Origin of the sequence: Kluyvera huaxiensis, assembly GCF_040149365.1 — a bacterium.
Taxonomy (GTDB): Bacteria; Pseudomonadota; Gammaproteobacteria; order Enterobacterales; family Enterobacteriaceae; genus Kluyvera; species Kluyvera intermedia_A.
Map to the genome: position 1 here is coordinate 222,790 of NZ_JBEFLV010000003.1, position 22,549 is coordinate 245,338.

Genomic DNA, 22,549 nt, shown 5'->3' on the forward strand with positions numbered 1-22,549 from the left:
CCTTGCGATGACGACAGCATTATCCGGCGGCTGCCTGTGCGGCCGCATCACCTTCACTGCCATGAATCCCACCAACGCCCACAGCTGCTCTTGCGATATCTGCCAAAAACATACCGGCGGCCAGACCGTGGTGTGGCTCGAGTTCGCCGCCGACGATGTCCAGTGGACGGGAGAGGGCGGGCGGCCTGCCACCTGGCGTTCATCTGACGTTTCCAGCCGCGCCTTCTGCCCGCAATGCGGCAGCTCGCTGGGGGCGATTGATGACGGCCCGGTGATCGCGTTGCTGAGCGGCGTGTTTGACCAAAATCAGAGCGCCGCATTTGCTCCTGATTTTCATGCCTTCGAGGATATGAAACCGCAGTGGTGGCGCGAGGTTTTGCCGGATGGGGAGTGAGGGCTAATCGAGTATTACCGGATTTCAGGCAACAAAAAACCCATCAACCTTGAACCAAAGATGGCGGGGTTGATGGGCTCCACAAAATGGGGACATCAAAGAAAAGCAGTGGCACTAATTAAGACTTGCGCCTGGTCAAAAAGTTCTGCGTTGCGCAAAAATAATTTTCTTTTCTTTGTTTCCCTTCGGCTCGGGCTAGCCGCCGAGCCCAGGCCAGATGATGATAATCAGCGTACCTGCGAGCGTTAACAATACGTTAGCGATGGCGTAAGTACCCGCGTAGCCGAGCGCAGGAATGTTACTGCGTGCGGTGTCGCTGATAATTTCCATGGCTGGTGCGCAGGTACGGGCGCCCATAATGGCCCCGAACAGCAGCGCGCGGTTCATGCGCAGGATGTAGGCACCAAACAGGAAACAGATGACAACCGGGATCAGGCTGACGAATAGCCCGGCGACCAGCATCTGTCCACCGACTACACCAAGGCCATTGCCAATTCCGCTACCGGCGCTTAAGCCGACGCCAGCCATAAACACCATCAGGCCAAACTCTTTCACCATATTCAGCGCACCCTGTGGGATGTAGCCGAAGGTTGGGTGGTTGGCACGCAGGAAGCCCAGCATGATACCGGCGAACAGCAGGCCCGCTGCGTTGCCGACGCCGAAATTAAAGTTGCTGAACTGGAAGGTGATCATGCCGATCATCAGGCCAACGATAAAGAAGGAACAGAAGGCCAGCAGGTCAGTGACCTGGCTGTGAATGGAGACGAAGCCGATACGGTCGGCGACGGTTTTCACACGGCGCGCATCGCCGCTTACCTGCAGTACATCGCCTTTGTTGAGCACGATATTGTCGTCAATCGGCATCTCAATCTGGCTGCGGATCACTCGGTTCAGGAAGCAGCCGTGGTCGGTCAGCTTGAGCTGCGCCAGGCGACGACCAACGACATTGTGGTTTTTGACCACAATCTCTTCGGTGACGATGCGCATATCCAGCAGATCGCGGTCGAAGACTTCTTTACCGTTACGGAAGCTCGGGTCGAGACGCGCATGAGCGTCCGGGTAGCCAACCAGCGAAATCTCATCGCCCATTTGCAGCACCGCATCGCCGTCTGGGTTAGCGAGAATGCCGTTACGACGGATACGTTCGATATAGCAACCGGTCTGGCGATAGATGCCCAGCTCGCGCAGGTTTTTACCGTCGGCCCAGGCGACCAGTTCCGGCCCCACGCGGTAGGCGCGGATAACCGGTAGATAGACTTTACGATTGGTATCGGTATCCAGACCGCGCTCGCGAGCGATTTGCTGGGCGCTGGTCTGCAGATCCTGATGCTGGAATTTTGGCATATAGCGAGCGGCAACAATCAGGCTAACCAGACCAATCAGGTAGGTTAACGCGTAGCCGAGGCTCAGATGATCCTGCGCTTGCGCCAGCAGGCCCGCTTCCATACCGGAGTGGCGTAGCGTATCGCCAGCGCCAACCAGTACCGGCGTTGAGGTCATGGAGCCTGCCAGCAGACCGGCCGTCAGGCCGATGTCCCAGCCAAACAACTTCCCGAGCCCGAGGGCAATCAGCAGCGCGCTGCCAACCATCACCAAACCGAGCATCAGATAATTCTTGCCGTCGCGGAAGAAAATAGAAAAAAAGTTTGGTCCGGCTTCTACGCCCACGCAAAAAATAAACAGCATAAAGCCCAGGTTGAGCGCTTCAGTGTTAATACTGAAGTGTTGCTGTCCTAATAAGAGAGAAACCACCAAAACGCCAATGGAATTACCTAGTTGGATTGAGCCCAAACGTAATTTGCCAAGACAAAGCCCTAGCGCTAATACCACGAATAATAACAGGATGTAATTCCCGTTTAACAAATCTGCGACGTTTATATTCACGGAGTCTAACTTATTGTTTACCAGTAACGTGTTGAAAGGAATGGCTATTTGGTCTACTGTTGACCAAGGGTTATGGCTTATGTGCTGCTATCCTGTACCCGAAGAATAACCAGAAAATAGCGGACGATAGTTTAATCGTTCCTGACAGCTACGGCTAGCAACAATCGCTTTTAGCACAGAAGTGTTTTGGCATGGAAAGCCAGTGACTTTATCTGACTGGGCGTCTGAAAAGACGAAGTCTGGATTTCGATAGAGAGATTTTTCAGGAGATGCGTGTGAAAACTGAACGCGGTTGGGTTGGCGTAATTTGCTGCTTCATTTTATTTATAGTGGTCTTTTGTTCCCTGGTTCTGCACATGAAGGGCGCTTTTCGCTCGTCAGGTACGCCTGAACTGGGTCTGCTGTTTTTTCTGATCCCTGGGGTGGTTTCCAGTTTTATCTCTTCGCGCCGTCGAGTACTGCGTCCGCTGCTGGGGGCGATTCTCGCCGCACCGCTGTGTCTTATGTTGACGCGTATTTTCTTCGTTAGCGACCGTTCAATGTGGCAGGAACTGGCCTGGCTATTCAGCGCTATCTTTTGGTGCGCGCTGGGTGCGCTGTGCTTTTTGTTCGTTAGCTCGTTGCTGGGTGACAAGCGCCGGGAAGGAAAACGCCCGCTATAGAAGCGGGCGTTAAAATCAATATTAAGCAAACAGGCCGAGGTTTTCTTTTGCCCAGGCTTCAAAATCTGTACACCCGCCGATGTGCTGCTGATCGACAAAAATCTGTGGCACGGTCTCAACCGGTTTACCCACCGTTTTTTCCAGATCGGCTTTGGTGATACCTTCTGCATGAATATCGACGTAGCGGTAGTTAAAATCGTCGCGTTCCTGAGTCAGTTTTTCCGCCAGCTCTTTTGCACGAACACAGTACGGGCAGCCAGGACGACCAAAAATTACGGTAAACATATGTCTCTCCTTAAACGAGCGGACTAATCAATGTGCCTGTCGGCGAATGGCGCTTATCATGCCCCGCTATCGATAAACGGGAAAGAAGGTTCTGCCTGTTGTTACGATTCATCCAGGCTATGTTTGGCTAAATATTTTTTGCGGGCTTGCCGTTATACTCGTGGTCAATAGCGTGCGTGTATGTGTCAGATGGCGCTGCGCGTATCTGACCTACGGGGCGTATGTCGCGGTATGGCTGTCTTTGTAGGTCGGATAAGGCGAAGCCGCCATCCGACAACCGTGTGCGGATGTGTCAGATGGTACCGGTTTACAGGAGAAGAAGTATGCGTTCGCTCGGAGCACTCCCGAAAAGCGTGTTGATACTCGAAGCGATTGGCATGGTGGTGCTGGCGGCGGCATGGTTGTCGCTGAATCAGTACGTCACGCTGCCCGATCCCTTTGCCAGCCAACTGGCGGCGGTGGTGATGATTTTCGTCGGTATTGCACTGATGCTGCCCGCAGCGGCGGTGCTTTTCTGGGGCATTGCCCGCGCCGTCGCCCCGCAGTTGATGAATTCCAACCTGCCGCAAGATAAGGAAAAAAAAGATGACTCCGACCATTGAGGTTCTGCTTAACCACCGCTCTATTCGCCAGTTTACCGGCGAGCCTATCACCGACGAGCAGCGCAACGCGATAATCGCCAGCGCGCAGGCCACGTCAAGCTCGAGCTTTTTGCAGTGCACCTCAATCATTCGTATCACGGATACTGCCATGCGCGCGCAGCTGGTGGAATTAACAGGTGGCCAGGCCCACGTAGCTCAAGCGGCAGAGTTCTGGGTGTTCTGCGCCGATTTTAACCGCCACCTGGCTATCTGCCCGGATGCGCAGCTGGGGTTGGCCGAACAGCTGTTGTTAGGCGTGGTTGATACTTCTTTAATGGCCCAAAACGCCCTAACTGCCGCCGAGTCATTGGGCCTTGGCGGGGTTTATATTGGCGGACTGCGTAACAATATTCAGTCGGTTACGGATCTCCTTGGGCTGCCAAAACACGTGCTGCCGCTGTTTGGGCTGTGCCTCGGCTGGCCTGCTAGCCAACCGGATCTCAAACCGCGCCTGCCTGCCACGCTGCTGGTACATGAAAACCACTATCAGCCTCTCGATAAGGTGGAACTCGAGCGCTACGATGAACAGCTGGCGCAGTATTATCTGTCACGTAGTACCAACGCGCGCCGCGATACCTGGAGCGACCATATCCGCCGGACGCTGATTAAAGAAAATCGGCCGTTTATTCTCGACTACCTGCATCAGCAGGGATGGGCAACACGCTGATTAATGACGAATAACCTGGCGGCTAAAGCCTGAAACTGTGTTCGCGCGCATACCCCTGGTCAGGTGGGCGCTGTATCATACGTCGGTTTTTTTGAGGTCTTCTGGAGAGGTAAAGGGTGAAAATTGCCATTTTGTCCCGGGATGGAACGCTCTATTCGTGCAAGCGTCTGCGTGAAGCCGCTAAGCGCCGGGGGCATATTGTTGAAGTACTCGACCCGCTTTCTTGCTACATGAACATTAATCCAGCGGAGTCGTCAGTTCACTATAAAGGCCAGCAGTTGCCGCACTACGATGCGGTGATCCCGCGCATTGGCTCGGCAATTACCTACTATGGTCTGGCCGCATTGCGCCAGTTTGAGATGCTGGGCAGCTACCCATTAAACGAGTCTGTGGCCATCACCCGTGCTCGCGATAAACTGCGTTCTTTACAGCTGCTGGCGCGCCAGGGCATTGATTTACCGATCACCGGTATTGCGCATTCGCCGGATGATACCAGCGATCTCATCGACATGGTTGGCGGCGCGCCGCTGGTGGTAAAGCTGGTAGAAGGTACCCAGGGGATTGGTGTGGTGCTGGCCGAAACGCGGCAGGCGGCAGAGAGCGTCGTTGACGCCTTTCGTGGCCTGAATGCGCATATCCTGGTGCAGGAATATATCCAGGAAGCCAAAGGCTGCGATATCCGTTGCCTGGTGGTGGGCAATGAAGTCGTTGCGGCAATTGAGCGGCGGGCGAAAGAGGGTGATTTTCGCTCGAATCTGCACCGTGGTGGCGTCGCCACGGTGGCCGATATCACCCCCGCCGAGCGTGAGATTGCGCTAAAAGCTGCGCAAACGCTGGGTCTTGATGTTGCCGGTGTCGATATTTTGCGTGCCAACCGCGGCCCGCTGGTGATGGAAGTAAATGCGTCGCCCGGGCTTGAAGGAGTGGAAACCACCACCGGAATCGATATTGCGGGCAAAATGATCGAATGGATCGAACGCCAGGCGCACCCCGGCTTTTGCCTGAAGATTGGTGGATAGTTCGTCTATCGTGGTATGCGCAGGCGTTTTTGCGTAGACTGTGCGCTAAAATCGTACTTATACCGGGCCTGCGCCCGGTAGTTTGTTTTTCTGGGTTGTTAATTTACTGCATGAGGTCATAGGCAATATGGATTCTCTCGTCGTCCCGAGTCTGGATACGTTACGTCAGTGGCTCGACGAAATGGGCATGAGCTTTTTTGAGTGCGACACCTGTCAGGCGCTGCACCTACCGCATATGCAAAATTTTGACGGCGTCTTTGATGCCAAAATTGATCTCATGGATAACGTCGTGCTGTTCTCCGCGTTGGCCGAGGTCAAACCTTCCGCACTGCTGGCTCTGGGGGCCGATCTTTCGGCGATTAACGCCAGTTCGCTGACGGTGAAAGCGTTCCTCGATATGCAGGATGATAATCTGCCAAAGCTGGTGGTTTGCCAGTCTTTATCCGCAGCTGTCGGGGTCACGTTCGAACAGTTCGCGTCGTTTGTGCAGCAGAGTGAGGAGCAGGTATCGATGGTGATCCTCGAGGCCTCCGCGCACGACCTGCTCTATAAGGCGGAAGAGGGCGAACAGCCGCCGGAAGATATTCAATACCATTTTCTTCACTAATCCCGCCCGCGAAATAGCGCAGTCACTGCCATAGTGGCTGCGTATCACATTGTTTTATTCTATCTTTAACCTATTTTTAAAGATTCTTTCACTACCTGATTGCCGCTTTTGGCTTATCAGATAGAGTGATCCTGCATAAAAAATTGATAAAAGGCGTTTTTTCGGCTGCCCTATAGCCTCTGACTCGGGCTACAGTTATTCTTGCGACATATCGATGCCCCCCTCTCTATTGCTAGCGATAATCATTGTTGGCGAGATTTTTGCATCGGTATCGCGAGCAATGATTGTAGGGGAGCTCGGTCTCTTCTCTCTCATTAAGTCCGAAATAATATGCATGGTTTCTGCATACTCTATATTGCGTATATTCAGTCCGTTTGTTAACGGGCGACGAGAAGGATAAGAGATATGGCCGCCTTGAATAAAAAATGGTTAACAGGTCTGGTGACGGGTGCACTGATGGCCGCCTCGGCAAGCGTGCTCGCTGCAGAACAAAAAACGCTGCATGTCTATAACTGGTCTGACTATATCGCGCCGGACACCGTAGCGAACTTTGAAAAAGAGACCGGGATTAAAGTCGTGTACGACGTATTCGACTCCAATGAAGTGCTGGAAGGCAAACTGATGGCCGGCAGCACCGGTTTTGATCTAGTGGTGCCTTCCGCCAGTTTCCTTGAGCGTCAGCTGACCGCGGGCGTGTTCCAGCCGCTGGATAAGAGCAAACTGCCAAACTGGAAGAACCTCGACCCGGATGTGCTAAAGCTGGTGGCTCGCCACGACCCGGACAACAAATACGCGCTGCCTTATCTGTGGGCGACCACCGGTATTGGTTATAACGTCGATAAAGTGAAAGCCGTGCTGGGCAAAGACGTGCCGCTGAACAGCTGGGATCTGGTGATGAAACCAGAAAATCTTGAGAAGCTGAAAAGCTGCGGCGTCTCATTCCTCGATGCACCGGAAGAGATTTTCGCCACCGTACTTAACTACTTAGGCAAAGATCCGAATAGTACCAAAGCCGATGATTACACCGGCCCGGCGACCGATCTGTTACTGAAGCTGCGACCAAATATTCGCTACTTCCACTCTTCGCAATACATTAACGATCTCGCCAACGGCGATATCTGCGTGGCTATCGGCTGGGCGGGCGACGTCTGGCAGGCGGCTAACCGCGCGAAAGAGGCGAAGAACGGCGTGAACGTTTCTTACTTCATTCCAAAAGAGGGCGCGCTGGCGTTCTTCGATGTCTTCGCGATGCCGGCTGATGCCAAAAACAAAGATGAAGCCTATCAGTTCCTCAATTACCTGATGCGCCCGGATGTGATTGCCCATATCAGCGATCACGTGTTCTACGCTAACGGGAATAAGGCCTCAACGCCGCTGGTGAGTGCCGAAGTTCGTGACAACCCGGCGATTTATCCACCGGCCGATGTGTTCGCGAAACTGTTTACGCTGAAAGTCCAGGATCCAAAAATTGACCGCGTCAGAACGCGCGCATGGACCAAAGTGAAGAGCGGGAAATAAATCAATCACCTGAAAAGTGATGATTATGCACCGGGGCAGTGCAACTGCCCCAATCTGGACACCGGCCGCCCGGCCGGTTGCCAGGGGTTGATGTGACAACCGGGTCATATCGATATTTGTTTTTTGCCGGAGAGCACCAGATTGAACGACGCAACTCCCCGCCCACAGGCGAAAACTCGCAAAGCGCTAACCCCGCTGCTGGAAATCCGTAACCTGACCAAATCCTTCGACGGTCAGCATGCGGTTGATGACGTTAACCTCACGATTTATAAAGGCGAAATCTTTGCCCTGCTGGGCGCATCTGGCTGCGGTAAGTCGACCCTGCTGCGTATGCTGGCGGGATTCGAGCAGCCGACTGCCGGGCAAATTGTTCTCGACGGCGTCGACCTGGCGCAGGTTCCACCTTATCTACGTCCGATTAATATGATGTTCCAGTCGTACGCGCTTTTCCCGCATATGACCGTAGAGCAGAATATTGCCTTTGGCCTCAAGCAGGACAAACTGCCGAAAGCGGAAATTACCGCCCGCGTGAGCGAAATGCTGGCGCTGGTGCACATGCAGGAGTTCGCCAAACGTAAGCCGCATCAGCTCTCCGGCGGGCAGCGTCAGCGCGTCGCGTTGGCGCGCAGCCTGGCCAAGCGGCCAAAACTTTTACTGCTGGATGAACCCATGGGGGCGCTGGACAAAAAGCTGCGCGACCGGATGCAGCTGGAAGTGGTGGATATTCTGGAGCGAGTGGGCGTGACCTGCGTCATGGTGACTCACGACCAGGAAGAGGCCATGACTATGGCCGGGCGTATTGCCATTATGAACCGTGGCAAATTTGTGCAGATTGGTGAGCCAGAAGAGATTTATGAACACCCAACCACCCGTTATAGCGCCGAATTTATCGGCTCGGTGAACGTCTTTGAAGGGCTGCTAAAAGAGCGCCAGGAAGACGGCCTGGTGATTGAATCTCCGGGGCTGGTGCATCCGCTGAAGGTGGATCCCGATGCCTCGGTGGTCGACAACGTGCCGGTGTACGTGGCGTTACGCCCGGAAAAAATCATGCTCTGTGACGAACCGCCTGCCGATGGCTATAACTTTGCCGTCGGCGAAGTGGTGCACATCGCCTATCTGGGCGATCTCTCTATCTACCACGTGCGGCTGCAGAGCGGCCAGATGATCAGCGCCCAGTTACAGAATGAAAATCGCTACCAGAAAGGGTTACCCACCTGGGGCGATGAAGTGCGTCTGTGCTGGCACGCCGACAGCTGTGTGGTACTGACGGTTTAAGGAGGGGCGATGAGTATTTATGAACCACCGGCCCGCCCGCATAAGCCGGGCGGCCTGGCCCTGTGGCTGGCGCGCATCAATATGAAACATGGCCGCAAGCTGGTCATTGCGATGCCGTATATCTGGCTTATTCTGCTGTTTTTACTGCCGTTCCTGATTGTCTTTAAAATCAGTCTCGCCGAGATGGCGCGCGCCATTCCGCCGTATACCGATTTGATGGAATGGGCGGATGGTCAACTGAGTCTGACGCTGAACTTCGGTAACTTCCTACAGTTGACCGACGATCCGCTCTATTTTGAAGCCTATCTTCAGTCGCTTCAGGTGGCGGGTATCTCAACGATTTGCTGTCTGCTGCTCGGCTATCCGCTGGCGTGGGCGGTGGCGCACAGTAAACCATCGACCCGTAATATTCTGCTGCTGCTGGTTATCCTGCCGTCGTGGACCTCGTTTTTGATTCGCGTCTACGCGTGGATGGGCATTCTAAAAAATAACGGCGTGCTGAATAACTTCCTGATGTGGCTGGGGGTTATCGACCAGCCGCTGACTATTCTGCACACCAACCTCGCGGTATATATCGGTATCGTGTATGCCTATCTGCCGTTTATGGTGCTGCCTATCTATACCGCGCTGACCCGCATTGATTATTCGCTGGTTGAGGCGTCGCTGGATCTGGGCGCGCGTCCGCTGAAGACCTTCTTCAGTGTGATTGTGCCGCTCACTAAAGGCGGAATTATTGCCGGTTCGATGCTGGTGTTTATTCCGGCGGTCGGCGAGTTTGTTATCCCGGAACTGCTCGGTGGCCCGGATAGCATCATGATTGGTCGCGTACTGTGGCAGGAGTTCTTCAATAACCGCGACTGGCCGGTGGCATCGGCAGTGGCGATCGTCATGCTGTTGCTGCTGATCGTGCCGATCATGTGGTTCCATAAATATCAGCAAAAACAGATGGGGGATCACGGATGAACAACTTACCGGTCGTACGCTCGCCGTGGCGGATCCTGATTCTGGTGATTGGGTTTACCTTCCTGTATGCCCCAATGTTGATGCTGGTCATCTACTCGTTTAACAGTTCGAAGCTAGTGACCGTATGGGCGGGCTGGTCGACGCGTTGGTACGGCGAGCTGTTTCGCGATGATGCGATGATGAGCGCGGTGGGGCTGAGTCTGACCATTGCCGCTGCGGCGGCAACGATGGCGGCGATTCTTGGCACTATCGCGGCGATGGTGATGGTGCGTTTTGGCCGCTTCCGTGGCTCGAACGGGTTTGCCTTTATGATTACTGCGCCGCTGGTGATGCCGGATGTGATTACCGGACTTTCGCTGTTGCTGCTGTTTGTCGCGCTGGCGCATGCGATAGGCTGGCCGGCAGATCGCGGTATGCTCACTATTTGGCTGGCCCACGTGACTTTCTGTACCGCCTATGTCGCAGTGGTTATCTCCTCGCGGCTGCGTGAACTCGATCATTCGATTGAAGAGGCGGCGATGGATCTGGGCGCGACGCCGCTGAAGGTCTTTTTCATCATCACGCTGCCGATGATCATGCCGGCGGTAATCTCCGGCTGGCTGCTGGCGTTTACCCTGTCGCTGGACGATCTGGTGATTGCCAGCTTTGTCTCCGGCCCCGGAGCAACCACCTTACCAATGCTGGTCTTCTCCAGCGTGCGTATGGGGGTGAACCCGGAGATCAACGCCCTGGCATCGCTGATTTTAGGCGTAGTAGGAATTGTCGGATTAATTGCCTGGTATCTGATGTCTCGCGCAGAAAAACAGCGGGTACGCGATATCCAACGTGCAAGACGCGGATAATCCACTTAAAATCGATACGGATATGCAGTCGATGCCGCGAACGTTCGCGGCATCGTTTTCATGGAAGGCGATACATTGGAATTGTTTACTCGAACTCGTCGGTCGCACGCCCGTCTGAATGTGCCTGCTTTGGTGCAGGTGGCCGCGCTCGCGATTATTTTAATCCGCTGCCTCGATCTATTGATGATCTTAAACCTGCTGGGGCTTGCCGGAATTGGCGATTTTATTCATCGCAGCGTACAAACCTGGACGCTGACGCTGGTATTTCTGAGCAGTCTGCTGCTGGTTTTCGTTGAGATTGGCTGCGCATTTTCGCTGGTGAAAGGGCGCAATTGGGCGCGCTGGGTCTATTTACTTACCCAGGTGATTGCCGCCAGCTATTTATGGGCCGCCTCGCTCGGCTATGGTTATCCGGAGCTGTTCAGTATTGCCGGAGAGACTAAACGAGAGATTTTCCGTTCACTGGTAATGCAGAAAATGCCGGATCTGCTCGTTTTACTCCTGCTTTTCGTCCCCGCTGCCTCGCGGCGATTTTTCCGCTTACAATAACGGTGATACAATCCACGCCCCCGTTTTTGTGAAGGTCTTTGTATGCAGTGCGCACTTTATGATGCCGATCGTTGTCGTTCATGTCAGTGGATTGAGCGGCCGATAACCGAGCAACTTGCGGCCAAAACGGCCGATCTCCAGACGCTGCTGGCGGACTTTGCCGTTGGCGACTGGTGCGCACCCGTCTGCGGCCCGGAACAGGGCTTTCGCAATAAAGCCAAAATGGTGGTTAGCGGTAGCGTAGAAAAACCGCTGCTTGGCATGCTACACCGCGACGGCACGCCGGAAGACCTTACCGACTGCCCGCTCTATCCCGCCAGCTTCGCGCCGGTATTTGCCGTCCTGAAGCCGTTTATCGCCCGCGCCGGGCTGACGCCGTATAACGTGGCGCGCAAGCGCGGCGAGCTGAAATATCTGCTGTTAACCGAAAGCCAGCAGGATGGCGGCATGATGCTGCGCTTCGTGCTGCGCTCGCAGGACAAGCTGGGGCAACTGCGTGCAGCGTTGCCGTGGCTGCAGGCGCAACTGCCACAGCTAAAAGTCATCACTGCGAATATTCAGCCGGTGCATATGGCGATTATGGAAGGCGAGCAGGAGATCTTCTTCACTGAACAGCAAGCGCTGGCGGAGACTTTCAACGGCGTACCGCTGTGGATCCGCCCACAAAGTTTCTTCCAGACTAATCCAACGGTCGCTAGCGAGTTGTATGCCACGGCACGTGATTGGGTGAGGGTGTTGCCGGTCAATCATATGTGGGATCTGTTCTGCGGCGTCGGCGGTTTTGGTTTGCACTGTGCAACGCCGGAGATGACCCTTACCGGGATTGAAATTGCGCCGGAGGCCATTGCCTGCGCTAAACAATCGGCGGCTCAGTTGGGGCTGGATAAGCTGCATTTCCAGGCGCTCGACTCCACGCAGTTTGCCACCGCCCAGGGCGAAGTCCCGCAGTTGGTGCTGGTTAACCCACCGCGTCGTGGGATTGGCAAAGCGCTGTGTGATTATCTTAGCGAGATGGCGCCGGAGTATATCGTTTACTCCAGCTGTAATGCGCAGACCATGGCGAAGGATTTTGCCCATCTTGCAGGCTACCGTGTTGAACGAGTGCAGCTGTTCGATATGTTCCCGCATACGGCGCATTATGAAGTGTTGACGCTGTTAGTGCGTATCTAACGCGGTGATGACAGCCCGGCAAGCCGCAGGCCGCCGGGTTATCACCGTAGGGTTTACTGACTCATTGCGTCTTTTTTCATGCCATCTTTCGCCATGTTATCCATTTTCCCCATCTTGTCCTTTTTCATGCTGTCTTTGTGCATACCGTCTTTTGCCATCCCATCCTTACACATGCCGTCTTTACACATTTTGTCGTGCGGTTTCGCCATGCCGTCTTTCGCCATGCCATCATGAGACATGGCCATACCGTCTTTCTTCATCGCATCTTTGCTCATGCTGTCGGCGGCCTGGACGTTCATCATAAACAGGGCGGAAAGAGCAGCAGCGGCAATCATCATCTTTTTCATGGTATTTCCTCATCATTTTGCGTTAGGGATTAACTTCCACCAAACCAGTTGTATCCCTGGTCTTCCCAGTAACCGCCTGGGAAACGATTGGTGATTTCAATGGATAAAACATGCTTCGGGTTTTTGTATCCGAGCTTGGTCGGAATACGGATTTTCATCGGATAACCGTACTCGGGGGGCAGAATGCGGTTATCCCAGGTTAAGGCCAGCAGCGTCTGGGGATGAAGCGCGGTGGCCATATCGATGCTGGTGTAGTAATCATCCGCGCAGCGGAAGCTGACATATTTGGCGCGCTTATCGGCGCCAATCAGCCCCAGAAATTGGCGGAAAGGCACGCCGCCCCATTTGCCGATGGCGCTCCAGCCCTCGACGCAGATATGGCGGGTGATTTGGCTGACCTGCTGCATGTGATAAAGCTCGGTTAGGCTCCAGCTTTTTGTCGTCTGTACCAGGCCGCGAATCTCCAGTTGGTAATCACGACCATCCACTTTGGGGATATCCTCCGGGCCATAAAAGGCGTTAAACGGGAAGGGCCGCGTGATTTGTGACTCGCTGTATTCCGGTGCCAGATCGCGGTCGCTAAACAGGAATCCCTGTACGCGGTCGTTAAAGCGGGACATGCGGGACAGCGCCGTCTCTACGCTTTCGTTATCGCTAATGTCGCACCCGGTCAGCATCATGACGCCGCCGAGCGTCAGGCCCTGGCGCAGCAGGCGACGGCGGCTCGGACTTAATAACTTTTCGGCATCCTTGAGCAGATACTGTTTATCGCTGGCGGAAAGGAAGGTCGGTTTTTTCATCTTGTTATCCTTAGCGTCCACGCAGCATGGCGAGTAAAGTTCTCGGCACCAATAGCACCATCAGCAGGTGAATGACGACGAACAGGGCCATCGCGCTCATACAGAAGAAATGGATATAGCGGGCGGTTTCATAACCGCCGAGCAGGTCACGCAGCAGCGGAAACTGCACCGATTTCCACAGCACCAGGCCCGACAGCACCAGACCGATACCCAGTAAAATGACGCCCAGATAGGCAAGTTTCTGCACTGCGTTGTAGTGGCTAAGGTCGGCATGCTGGAGCTTGCCGCGCAGCGCCTGGCGTAGGTCACCGATAAGTTCGCGAGGGGAAAGCGGTAAGAATTTACGCCGGAAACGCCCGGTGGTAATGCCGAGCGTCAAATACACCACGGCATTGATGCCGAGCACCCACATCATGGCGAAATGCCACTGAAGCGCGCCGCCAAGCCAGCCGCCGAGCGTGAGGCTGGCCGGAAACGTAAAATCAAACAGCGGGGAAGCGTTGTAGATGCGCCAGCCGCTAAACAGCATACCGGCGATGGCGATAGCGTTAACCCAGTGGCAGCAGCGCAGCCACAATGGGTGAATGTTTGCAGGACGCGATGAGGACATGGCCGGCTCTCCGTGAATGACATGTTCACAGCATGCGCGGTTTCTTATCACCAGATCCTCACGGAAGTTTAAATAAAATGTGATAACTTGCCGCGCCCGCCTGCGGTAAGCTTGAAAAAAGACTGTCGGTGAAGACTCATGAATAGCGCAAAGAAAATACTGCTGGTCGAAGACGATCAGGACATCGCCACCTTACTGCGGCTTAACTTGCAGGATGAGGGCTATCAGATAGTGCATGAAGCCGATGGCAATCAGGCGCTAATACAGCTTGAAAAACAGAGTTGGGACGCGGTGATCCTTGATTTGATGCTGCCGGGCGTTGATGGGCTGGAGATTTGTCGACGTATCCGTCAGATGACGCGCTATCTGCCGGTCATTATTATCAGCGCCCGCACCAGCGAAACCCATCGGGTTCTGGGGCTGGAGATGGGAGCGGACGACTATCTGCCGAAACCCTTTTCCGTGCTAGAGCTGATTGCCAGGGTTAAAGCGCTGTTCCGCCGTCAGGAGGCGATGGGGCAAAACATCCGCCTGGAAAGTGGCTCGATATCCTGCCACGGCCTCGACATCGAACCTTTATCGCGCGAAGTGCGCCTGCGCGGCGAGCCGGTGGAATTGACGCCGCGTGAATTCGACCTGCTGTACTGGTTTGCGCGTCATCCCGGCGAGGTTTTTTCCCGCTTATCGCTGCTCGACCGGGTGTGGGGTTATCAGCATGAAGGCTATGAACACACGGTGAACACCCATATCAACCGCCTGCGGATTAAGATTGAGCGCGACCCCGCCGAGCCTGAAATCATTCTGACCGTCTGGGGAAAAGGCTATAAATTCGCCACGGAAAAAACGGAGCCTGCGCCATGATCCGTCGATTGAGCCTCAGCCAGCGCCTAACCCTGGTGTTCACCACTATTTTGCTACTCTGCGCCGTGGCGGTGTGCAGCGTGCAGCTTTACAGCAGCAGCCAGTACGGGAATGCGATGGTGCAGCGGCTGTCGGCAGGGCTGGCGCAGCAAATTGTCAAAAGTGAACCGCTGTTGGATGCGCAGGGTAATGTGAACCGGCAGACGCTCAAAACCCTGTTCGACCGCCTGATGACGCTCAATCCCAGCGTCGAGCTGTATCTGGTTTCACCGGAAGGCCAACTGCTGGCCGATGCCGCACCGGCGGGGCATTTAAAGCGGCAGTCCATCGCCGTTGCGCCGTTGCAAAAATTTCTCGCGGGTGCCGTCTGGCCGGTCTACGGCGATGACCCACGCAGCGTTGATAAGCAAAAAGTTTTCAGCGTCGCGCCGGTGCGCCTGAACGGCGAGCTGCACTGCTATCTGTACATTATTCTTCAGGGAGAGGATCTCAATGCTCTCGCCGATACTGCATGGCGTGACGCGCTGTGGAGCACGCTCTCGTGGTCTTTACTGCTGGTGGCGCTGTTTGGCTTGCTGGCCGGGATGACCGTCTGGTATTGGGTGACGCGCCCGGTGAAAAAGCTGACCTCGGATGTGCGCGGGCTGGATCAGGACAGCATCAGCGCCATTAAGCAGCTGGCGCAGCAGGAGCTAGAAAGCCATCCGGCCAATGAAGTGGCGATTTTACGCAATACCTTTATCGAGCTGGCGCGCAAAATTGCCAACCAATGGGATCAGCTCTCCGACAGCGACCGACAGCGCCGCGAATTTATCGCCAATATTTCCCATGATTTACGCACGCCGCTGACCTCTCTGCTGGGGTATCTGGAAACGCTCTCGATAAAGGCCGATACGCTGTCGCCGGCCGATAACCGTCAGTACCTGGCGATTGCGCTGCGGCAGGGGCATAAGGTACGGCACCTGTCGCAGCAGCTGTTTGAGCTGGCAAAGCTCGAGCACGGCGGCATCAAGCCGCAGCTGGAGCGCTTCGCCATTGGCGAGTTGATTCAGGATGTGGCGCAGAAATTCGATCTGGCGATTGAAACGCGGCAGCTGAAGCTGAAAGTGGACATGCCGCGCGGCTTGCCGCAGGTACTGGCCGATGTATCGATGATAGAGCGGGTGGTCACCAACCTATTGGATAATGCCGTGCGCCATACGCCGGTTGGTGGAACCATCGCACTACGCGTCTGGCAGGAAGGGGCACAGCTACAGGTAGAAGTTGCAGACAGTGGGCCGGGCGTGGAGCAGGAACTGCGCGATCAGTTATTCCAGCGGCCGTCTGCGCTGAATCCGAAGAGCGTGCGGGAAAATCGCGGTGGCCTGGGTTTACTGATTGTACGAAGAATGCTGGAGCTGCACGGCGGTGGGATTCGGTTAATGGAAGCATCCACGGGGGCCTGTTTCCGCTTCTTTGTTCCACTATAAAGGTTCCGCTATAAAAAAGCCCCGTTGAGCGCGATGCTCAGCGGGGCGTTGTTTGTTACTGCGGGAACCACTGGTCGCTGATTTTCTGGTAGGTGCCATCGGCTTTAATGGCTTTCAGCGCGCCGTTGAGTTTTTCCAACAGGGCTTTGTTGTCCGGGCGAACCGCAATGCCAAGGCCGGTGCCGAAGTACTGCGCATCGGTCACTTTCGGCGTGGCTGCACCCAGCTGTGGGTTAGTTTTCAGCCACTCGTTCACCACCGCGGTATCGCCAAACACGCCATCGATACGGCCATTTTTCAGGTCAATAATCGCGTTCTGGTAGCTATCGTAGGCCACGGTTTTCACTTCCGGGTGCTTGTCCATCAGGTATTTCTGGTGGGTAGTACCGTTTTCCATCCCGATACGTTTGCCTTTCAGATCTTCAAAGCTTTTGAACTCGCCTTTTTTGGCGATAACCAGCGCGGAGTTAGCGTAGTAGGCGTCGGTAAAGGAGACCTGTTTGCTACGTTCCGGGGTGATATCCATACCGGATATCACCGCGTCATACTTCTTGAATTTCAGCGCTGGGATCAGGCTGTCGAATGCGTGGTTGGTGAAGGTACATTCGGCCTGCATCTGTTTGCACAGCGCGTTAGCCAGATCGATATCAAAGCCAACAATCTGGTTGTTTGCATCCATTGATTCAAATGGAGGATAGGTCGCGGAAACGCCAAAGCTGATTTTATCTGCGGCATGAGCGCCTGCGGCAACGGTGGCGAGTAAGGCGGCCAATACTAATTTTTTCATGGATGTGCTCCTGTCTGTCTGACTTGTTGGATGCTGCCCTGCGTGTGGCATGGAGTTACAATGCCATTGTGTGAATTTATATGCAATATAGTTGATTAAATATTTTATATATTGCAAAAAAAAACGGATAAGCCAGTAACTTATCCGTTTTTGTTATTTGTGTTTATGCAAAAACTAATTGCGGCGTTCGAAGGCCAGCGCTTTACGCTCAATTAAACGCATCAGCAGCGTCAACAGTCCGTTGACCACCAGATAGACCAGCCCGGCGGCGCCAAAGACCATTACGTCGTAGGTACGCCCGTAAAGCAGCTGTCCGTGGCCCATGACTTCCATCAGCGTAATGGTGTAGGCCAGTGAGGTACTTTTGAACACCAGTACCACTTCGTTGGAGTAAGAAGAGAGCGCGCGTTTGAGCGCGTACGGCAGCAGAATCGCCAGCGTGTCTTTCTTGCTCATCCCCAGCGAACTACAGGACTGCCATTGGCCTTCCGGAATCGCCCGGATAGCGCCGAAGAATAGTTGCGTCGTATACGCCGCGCTATTGAGCGACAACGCAATCAGCGCACACAGCCACGGCTCGGACAGCAGGTGCCACACTACCGGGTAGTTTTGCAGTGACGGGAACTGGCCCGGGCCGTAGTAAATGAGGAAGATCTGCACCAGCAGCGGAGTGCCGGTGAACAGGGTGATGTAGGCGCGAACCAGCCACACCAGCACCGGCGTTTTCAGCGTCAGAATGATGGTGAAAATCAGCGACAGTGCCAGCGCCACCACGATGGAGGCCACGGTCAGCGTCAGGCTGGTGTGCAGCCCTTTCATCAGCTCCGGTAAATACTCGAGCATCAGCCTGGTCTCCGTTCAAAGCGAGTGGTACGCAGGTCAATGCGTTTGAGGATGTACTGGCTTAACAACGTGATCACCAGATAAATGGCCGCTGCGACGATGTACCAGGTAAACGGTTCCTGAGTACGCGTGGCGATACTTTTGGTTTGCAGCATCAAATCGTTCACGCTAATCAGTGACACCAGCGCGGTATCCTTGAGCAGAACCAGCCACTGATTACCCAGCCCCGGCAGCGCATGACGCCACATCTGCGGCATCACCAGCCGGAAGAAAATCGCACTCTTCGACAGACCGAGCGCCTGACCGGATTCCCACTGACCTACCGGTACGGCTTTCAGCGCACCGCGCAGCGTTTGCGAGGCATAGGCTGCGTAGAGCAAGGAGAGAGCGATAACGCCACACAGGAACGGGCTGACATCGAAGTTTTCGATTTGCATCTGCACCGGGATCTGCACGACACCAAGGTTAATCGTGAAACCGTCGGACAGCGTCAGTAGCAGCTGAGAGGAGCCAAAGTAGATAAACAGCACCACCAGAATTTCTGGCAGACCGCGCAGCACGGTAACCAGCGCCGAACCCGCCCATGCGACCGGACGCCATTTCACTGACTCCCATACCGCAAAGAACATCGCCAGCGCCAGCCCGATGACCAGTGCACAAACGGCAAGGCCGACGGTCATACCGGCGGCGCTTGCTAAAGGAAACATTTCGTTCATCAAGTCTTACTTCTGGAACCATTTAGCGTAGATGGTGGCGTACGTCCCATCTTTCTTCACTTTTTCCAACGCAGCATTGAATTTCTGCTGCAGCTCGGTGTTGCCCTGACGGATAGCAATGCCCAGGCCGGTACCGAAGTAGCCTTTGTCGGTCACTTTATCGCCAACCGCGGCCAGCTTATCGTTCGCTTTCAGCCATTCGGTGACGACAGCGGTATCACCAAATACGGCGTCAATACGGCCGTTTTGCAGATCCAGCTTGGCGTTCTGATAGCTGTCGTAAGGCACGGTGGTGATTTCCGGATGTTTATCCATGATGAATTTCTGGTGCGTGGTGCCGTTCTGCACGCCGACTTTTTTGCCTTTCAGCTGGTCAACGCCGGTGAATTTACCTTTCACACCGACAAACAGCGCAGAATTGTCGTAGTACGGGGTGGTGAACAGAACCTGTTTTTCACGCTCTGGCGTGATATCCATACCGGCCATCACCGCGTCGATACGACGGAATTTCAGGCTTGGGATCAGGCTATCGAAAGACTGGTTGCTGAAAGTACAGGTAGCAGCAATCTCTTTACACAGGGCGTTGGCCAGATCCACGTCAAAGCCGACGATCTGGTTGTTGGCATCCATAGACTCAAACGGAGGGTAGGAGGCTTCCGTGGCGAAACGAATGGTTTGTGCAGCGGCAGCGGAGAGGCTGACGCTGGCAAGCAGCGCGGCAATCAGTATTTTTTTCATAGTCATTGTCCTGAATCTCAGTGAGAAAGATAACTTCTAAAGGCTTCCGTCTGTGGACTGGTAAAGCAGCTTGCATCGCCCTGTTCGACGATATAACCGTTTTCCATGTACACCACGCGGCTGGCCGTTTTACGCGCCACTTCGACTTCGTGGGTGACGATAACCTGGGTAATGTTGGTTTCCGCCAGTTCGTGAATAATGCTGACGATCTGGGCGGTGATTTCCGGGTCAAGGGCGGCGGTAGGTTCATCAAACAGCAGAACCTGCGGCTCCATCATCAGCGCACGAGCAATGGCTACGCGCTGCTGTTGACCACCGGAAAGATGCAGAGGGAAGCGGTCGCTAAACGGTTTGAGGCGTAAACGCTCCAGCAGTTTTTCCGCGCGGGCCATCGCCTGATCTTTACTTAAACCCAGCACGCGGCAGGGCGCTTCAATCAGGTTCTGTACTACCGTCAGATGTGGCCAGAGGTTGTACTGCTGGAAGACCATACCCACGTTTTGACGCAGTTCGCGAATCGCTTTGTCAGACGGGGCTTTAGCAAAATCGAAATGATTACCCGCAATCGCCAGGGTGCCAGATTTTGGCATCTCCAGCAGATTCAGCACGCGCAGCAGTGAGCTCTTGCCCGCACCGCTTGGACCAAGCAGCACCAGCGTTTCGCCCTCTGGGCACTGAAGCGTGATGTCGAACAGCGCCTGATGTGCGCCATAAAAGCAGTTAATGCCGTCTAATTTAATGCTCATTGATACCCGTCACGAAATTGTTGTCCTCGCCCTGGAAACGCCAGGTGCTTACTCTGCTGCCGCATTTCTCATCCCCGCTGAAGGTATCAGCCATAGAGGAATTATCAGCAATTGAGGCCGCAAATAGTACCTTTGACAGAATAGTTATGCAATATTTGTGCGTTAAAACTTAAATATAAACCAACTTTAGTTATAAAGTTAGCACAAAATAACGGTCGGGGTGGGGGCGGGGAATAAATGTCGGCATTCCAGAGAGAATGCCAGACATTTTGCCGGAATAAGCGGCTACGCAGAATTTGTTAACACGTTATTAACGTTTTTCAAGAGATTGACGCAAAGAGCCCGCCGGTGCGTGGGTATTGCTGCCAAGATAGCGCACATCATCTACCGCCCAACATTGACCTTCACGAACCATCAACACTTCATCCTTCCAGCTTTGGCTTCCCTGTTTTAACTCGACGCGCAGCGGAATGTTGCGTGCGTCGGTATTCGGGATAGTGGAGGCGCTGTCGACGCTGGCGCTATTTGGTGGCGTTGCGCTGCTGGAGAACATGCCGGATTGCAGAAGCGTACGCTTGCTTGGGTCCTGGCTACTGTCGCTGAGCAGTTTTGCCAGGTTATCGCTGAGGTACGGGCGCAATGCGGTGTAATCGGCAGTCCGCTGCTGGATCTGGAAGTCGTAAAATTTCTGTGCCACGGTATCCGGGCCGCCTTCCACGCAGGGCCCGCTGCGGGTACCGATATCTTTATAGGCCGGTGTTACGGTTGTACAGGCGCTCAGCAGCAGCGCGGCTGGAAGAATAAAGGCAAGATTGGTGTAACGCATAGTGGTTCCTTGTTAGCAGTCTCGGCATTCATCGCCTCGGCGCCGCCAGGCAGCGGGCGCGATTTATGTATACGATAATGGAGTAATCCCTTTTCAAGCATAGCGTATCGGTTCGATAATGCGTTTAGCGCTGAGAGCTAAGGTATTGAACGTTAAAGAAGGAGCAGGTAATGCAATTTTCAACGACCCCCACCCTTGAAGGGCAACCAATCGTCGAGTACTGCGGCGTAGTGACCGGGGAAGCCATCCTAGGGGCGAATATCTTTCGCGACTTTTTTGCCGGTATCCGCGATATCGTCGGCGGCCGTTCCGGAGCCTATGAGAAGGAGCTGCGTAAAGCGCGCGAGATTGCCTTTAAAGAGCTTGGCGAGCAGGCGAAAGCGCTAGGTGCCGACGCGGTGGTTGGCATTGATATTGATTATGAAACCGTGGGTAAAGACAGCAGCATGCTGATGGTGAGCGTCAGCGGAACGGCGGTTAAAACACGCTGATGAAACGTTTTCTGATGGTTTTTATGCTGGCGGTTTTGCTGGCAGGGTGTGCCAGTAAAGAAGAGACAAAAGCGGTGGTCGAGAAGCCGGGCTACGTTCTCGACCGGAGTCGTTCAGCACCGGCGGCCTACCCGCGTGTAAAAGTGCTGGTATTGCACTATACGGCCGATGATTTTGATGGCTCGTTGACCACGCTTACCGGCAGTCAGGTCAGCGTCCATTACCTGATCCCTTCCGTACCGCCGCTGATGCGTGGCAAGCCACGCATCTGGCAACTGGTGCCGGAGTCTGAGCTGGCGTGGCATGCCGGGATTAGCTTCTGGCGCGGTGCGACGAGAATTAACGACACCTCTATTGGCATTGAGCTGGAAAATGCCGGCTGGAAGAAATCGGAAGGTACTCGTTTCTTTACGCCGTTTGAACCGGCGCAAATCCAGGCGTTGCTGCCGCTGGCAAAAGACATTATCAAACGCTACAACATCGAGCCGCAGAACGTGGTGGCGCATTCGGATATCGCGCCGCAGCGTAAAGACGATCCAGGCCCTTTGTTCCCGTGGCAGTCGCTGGCGCAGCAGGGTATTGGCGCCTGGCCGGATGAAAACCGGGTGGCATTTTATCTGAATGGACGGGCACCAAATGCCCCGGCGTCGACGGCAAATCTGCTCGACTTACTGGGGCGCTACGGCTACGAGGTGAAACCGGGGATGACCAGAATGCAGCAGATTCGCGTCATTGCCGCCTTCCAGATGCACTTCCGCCCGGCGCGTTGGGACGGCGTTGCCGATGCCCAAAGCCAGGCGATAGCTGAAGCGCTGTTGGAAAAATACGGGCAAGGGTAA

27 protein-coding genes are annotated in these 22,549 nt (G+C 54.6%); 16 read left to right on the top strand and 11 right to left on the bottom strand.

What is annotated here, in order from left to right:
* Positions 1-7 precede the first annotated feature (7 nt).
* On the top strand, positions 8-394 hold the full coding sequence (locus ABOC97_RS04995) for a GFA family protein (RefSeq protein WP_349594735.1): 387 nt from the start codon (positions 8-10) through the stop codon (positions 392-394).
* A 195-nt stretch (positions 395-589) separates the two neighbouring features.
* Here ABOC97_RS04995 and ABOC97_RS05000 read toward each other — a convergent pair whose 3' ends face one another.
* Positions 590-2,278 carry an aspartate:alanine antiporter gene (locus ABOC97_RS05000; protein WP_234504829.1) on the bottom strand — a complete coding sequence of 563 codons (1,689 nt, stop codon included), beginning with the start codon at positions 2,276-2,278 and terminating at the stop codon, positions 590-592.
* Positions 2,279-2,553: 275 nt separating this feature from the next.
* On the opposite strand from ABOC97_RS05000, the gene ABOC97_RS05005 reads away from it, so the two are divergent.
* Entirely contained in the window at positions 2,554-2,940 is a 387-nt protein-coding gene (locus ABOC97_RS05005; protein ID WP_234504828.1) for an inner membrane protein YbjM, read from the top strand.
* Between the two features lie 21 nt (positions 2,941-2,961).
* On the opposite strand, the gene ABOC97_RS05010 is transcribed toward ABOC97_RS05005, so the two are convergent.
* On the bottom strand, positions 2,962-3,225 hold the full coding sequence (locus tag ABOC97_RS05010; protein ID WP_052284291.1) for a GrxA family glutaredoxin: 264 nt from the start codon (positions 3,223-3,225) through the stop codon (positions 2,962-2,964).
* Positions 3,226-3,548: 323 nt separating this feature from the next.
* On the opposite strand from ABOC97_RS05010, the gene ABOC97_RS05015 reads away from it, so the two are divergent.
* The 10 genes from ABOC97_RS05015 (at position 3,549) to rlmC (ending at position 12,476) form a co-directional block, all read left to right on the top strand.
* The gene (locus ABOC97_RS05015; protein WP_349594739.1) at positions 3,549-3,827 is read left to right on the top strand and encodes a YbjC family protein; all 279 of its coding nucleotides are present in this window, start codon (positions 3,549-3,551) and stop codon (positions 3,825-3,827) included.
* A complete protein-coding gene (nfsA, locus tag ABOC97_RS05020) occupies positions 3,811-4,533 on the top strand; it encodes an oxygen-insensitive NADPH nitroreductase (protein WP_349594742.1) in 723 nt (240 codons plus the stop codon). Before ABOC97_RS05015 ends, nfsA begins: the two co-directional genes overlap by 17 nt.
* 116 nt (positions 4,534-4,649) lie before the next feature.
* Positions 4,650-5,552, top strand: a complete 903-nt coding sequence (gene rimK, locus ABOC97_RS05025) for a 30S ribosomal protein S6--L-glutamate ligase (RefSeq protein WP_349594745.1) — start codon at positions 4,650-4,652, stop codon at positions 5,550-5,552.
* Positions 5,553-5,679: 127 nt separating this feature from the next.
* Positions 5,680-6,159 (top strand): type III secretion system chaperone family protein, encoded by a 480-nt coding sequence (locus ABOC97_RS05030; protein ID WP_234504823.1) that lies wholly within the window; start codon positions 5,680-5,682, stop codon positions 6,157-6,159.
* 405 nt (positions 6,160-6,564) lie between these two features.
* On the top strand, positions 6,565-7,677 hold the full coding sequence (potF, locus tag ABOC97_RS05035) for a spermidine/putrescine ABC transporter substrate-binding protein PotF (RefSeq protein WP_052284296.1): 1,113 nt from the start codon (positions 6,565-6,567) through the stop codon (positions 7,675-7,677).
* Positions 7,678-7,818: 141 nt separating this feature from the next.
* Positions 7,819-8,952, top strand: coding sequence for a putrescine ABC transporter ATP-binding subunit PotG (potG, locus tag ABOC97_RS05040; RefSeq protein WP_234504819.1), 1,134 nt, complete (start codon positions 7,819-7,821; stop codon positions 8,950-8,952).
* 9 nt (positions 8,953-8,961) lie between these two features.
* A complete protein-coding gene (potH, locus tag ABOC97_RS05045; RefSeq protein WP_234504817.1) occupies positions 8,962-9,915 on the top strand; it encodes a putrescine ABC transporter permease PotH in 954 nt (317 codons plus the stop codon).
* Positions 9,912-10,757 (top strand): putrescine ABC transporter permease PotI, encoded by an 846-nt coding sequence (potI, locus tag ABOC97_RS05050; RefSeq protein ID WP_349594750.1) that lies wholly within the window; start codon positions 9,912-9,914, stop codon positions 10,755-10,757. The genes potH and potI overlap by 4 nt, the downstream gene beginning before the upstream one ends.
* A gap of 60 nt (positions 10,758-10,817) precedes the next feature.
* Positions 10,818-11,306 (top strand): YbjO family protein, encoded by a 489-nt coding sequence (locus ABOC97_RS05055; RefSeq protein ID WP_234504813.1) that lies wholly within the window; start codon positions 10,818-10,820, stop codon positions 11,304-11,306.
* 42 nt (positions 11,307-11,348) lie between these two features.
* Entirely contained in the window at positions 11,349-12,476 is a 1,128-nt protein-coding gene (gene rlmC, locus ABOC97_RS05060) for a 23S rRNA (uracil(747)-C(5))-methyltransferase RlmC (protein ID WP_349594754.1), read from the top strand.
* A gap of 53 nt (positions 12,477-12,529) precedes the next feature.
* On the opposite strand, the gene ABOC97_RS05065 is transcribed toward rlmC, so the two are convergent.
* Genes ABOC97_RS05065 through ABOC97_RS05075 form a run of 3 tightly spaced genes read right to left on the bottom strand, consistent with a single transcriptional unit; the run spans position 12,530 to position 14,233 of the window.
* Positions 12,530-12,823 carry a hypothetical protein gene (locus tag ABOC97_RS05065; RefSeq protein ID WP_349594756.1) on the bottom strand — a complete coding sequence of 98 codons (294 nt, stop codon included), beginning with the start codon at positions 12,821-12,823 and terminating at the stop codon, positions 12,530-12,532.
* Between the two features lie 29 nt (positions 12,824-12,852).
* Positions 12,853-13,623 carry a molybdopterin-dependent oxidoreductase gene (locus ABOC97_RS05070; protein ID WP_349594759.1) on the bottom strand — a complete coding sequence of 257 codons (771 nt, stop codon included), beginning with the start codon at positions 13,621-13,623 and terminating at the stop codon, positions 12,853-12,855.
* Between the two features lie 10 nt (positions 13,624-13,633).
* Positions 13,634-14,233, bottom strand: a complete 600-nt coding sequence (locus ABOC97_RS05075; protein ID WP_349594762.1) for a cytochrome b/b6 domain-containing protein — start codon at positions 14,231-14,233, stop codon at positions 13,634-13,636.
* 138 nt (positions 14,234-14,371) lie between these two features.
* On the opposite strand from ABOC97_RS05075, the gene ABOC97_RS05080 reads away from it, so the two are divergent.
* Together ABOC97_RS05080 and ABOC97_RS05085 are read left to right on the top strand one after the other, a co-directional pair.
* A complete protein-coding gene (locus ABOC97_RS05080) occupies positions 14,372-15,094 on the top strand; it encodes a response regulator transcription factor (protein WP_349594765.1) in 723 nt (240 codons plus the stop codon).
* Positions 15,091-16,563: a sensor histidine kinase gene (locus ABOC97_RS05085; RefSeq protein ID WP_349594768.1), complete on the top strand. Its 1,473-nt coding sequence runs from the start codon at positions 15,091-15,093 to the stop codon at positions 16,561-16,563. Before ABOC97_RS05080 ends, ABOC97_RS05085 begins: the two co-directional genes overlap by 4 nt.
* A 55-nt stretch (positions 16,564-16,618) precedes the next feature.
* Here the strand turns inward: ABOC97_RS05085 and artJ are convergent, their stop codons facing one another.
* The 6 genes from artJ to ABOC97_RS05115 form a co-directional block, all read right to left on the bottom strand.
* Entirely contained in the window at positions 16,619-17,350 is a 732-nt protein-coding gene (gene artJ / locus ABOC97_RS05090; protein ID WP_349594770.1) for an arginine ABC transporter substrate-binding protein ArtJ, read from the bottom strand.
* 174 nt (positions 17,351-17,524) lie between these two features.
* On the bottom strand, positions 17,525-18,193 hold the full coding sequence (gene artM / locus ABOC97_RS05095) for an arginine ABC transporter permease ArtM (RefSeq protein WP_349594772.1): 669 nt from the start codon (positions 18,191-18,193) through the stop codon (positions 17,525-17,527).
* Complete coding sequence (gene artQ / locus ABOC97_RS05100; RefSeq protein WP_349594774.1) at positions 18,193-18,909, bottom strand: arginine ABC transporter permease ArtQ; 717 nt, start codon at positions 18,907-18,909, stop codon at positions 18,193-18,195. The genes artM and artQ overlap by 1 nt, the downstream gene beginning before the upstream one ends.
* Before the next feature lie 6 nt (positions 18,910-18,915).
* Positions 18,916-19,647, bottom strand: coding sequence for an arginine ABC transporter substrate-binding protein ArtI (gene artI / locus ABOC97_RS05105; protein WP_349594775.1), 732 nt, complete (start codon positions 19,645-19,647; stop codon positions 18,916-18,918).
* A gap of 17 nt (positions 19,648-19,664) precedes the next feature.
* Entirely contained in the window at positions 19,665-20,393 is a 729-nt protein-coding gene (artP, locus tag ABOC97_RS05110; protein WP_234508435.1) for an arginine ABC transporter ATP-binding protein ArtP, read from the bottom strand.
* A 310-nt stretch (positions 20,394-20,703) separates the two neighbouring features.
* Positions 20,704-21,219, bottom strand: a complete 516-nt coding sequence (locus ABOC97_RS05115; RefSeq protein WP_349594778.1) for a lipoprotein — start codon at positions 21,217-21,219, stop codon at positions 20,704-20,706.
* Positions 21,220-21,389: 170 nt separating this feature from the next.
* On the opposite strand from ABOC97_RS05115, the gene ABOC97_RS05120 reads away from it, so the two are divergent.
* Together ABOC97_RS05120 and ABOC97_RS05125 are read left to right on the top strand one after the other, a co-directional pair.
* Positions 21,390-21,710 (top strand): heavy metal-binding domain-containing protein, encoded by a 321-nt coding sequence (locus ABOC97_RS05120; RefSeq protein WP_234508439.1) that lies wholly within the window; start codon positions 21,390-21,392, stop codon positions 21,708-21,710.
* Positions 21,710-22,549 carry an N-acetylmuramoyl-L-alanine amidase gene (locus tag ABOC97_RS05125; RefSeq protein WP_349594781.1) on the top strand — a complete coding sequence of 280 codons (840 nt, stop codon included), beginning with the start codon at positions 21,710-21,712 and terminating at the stop codon, positions 22,547-22,549. Before ABOC97_RS05120 ends, ABOC97_RS05125 begins: the two co-directional genes overlap by 1 nt.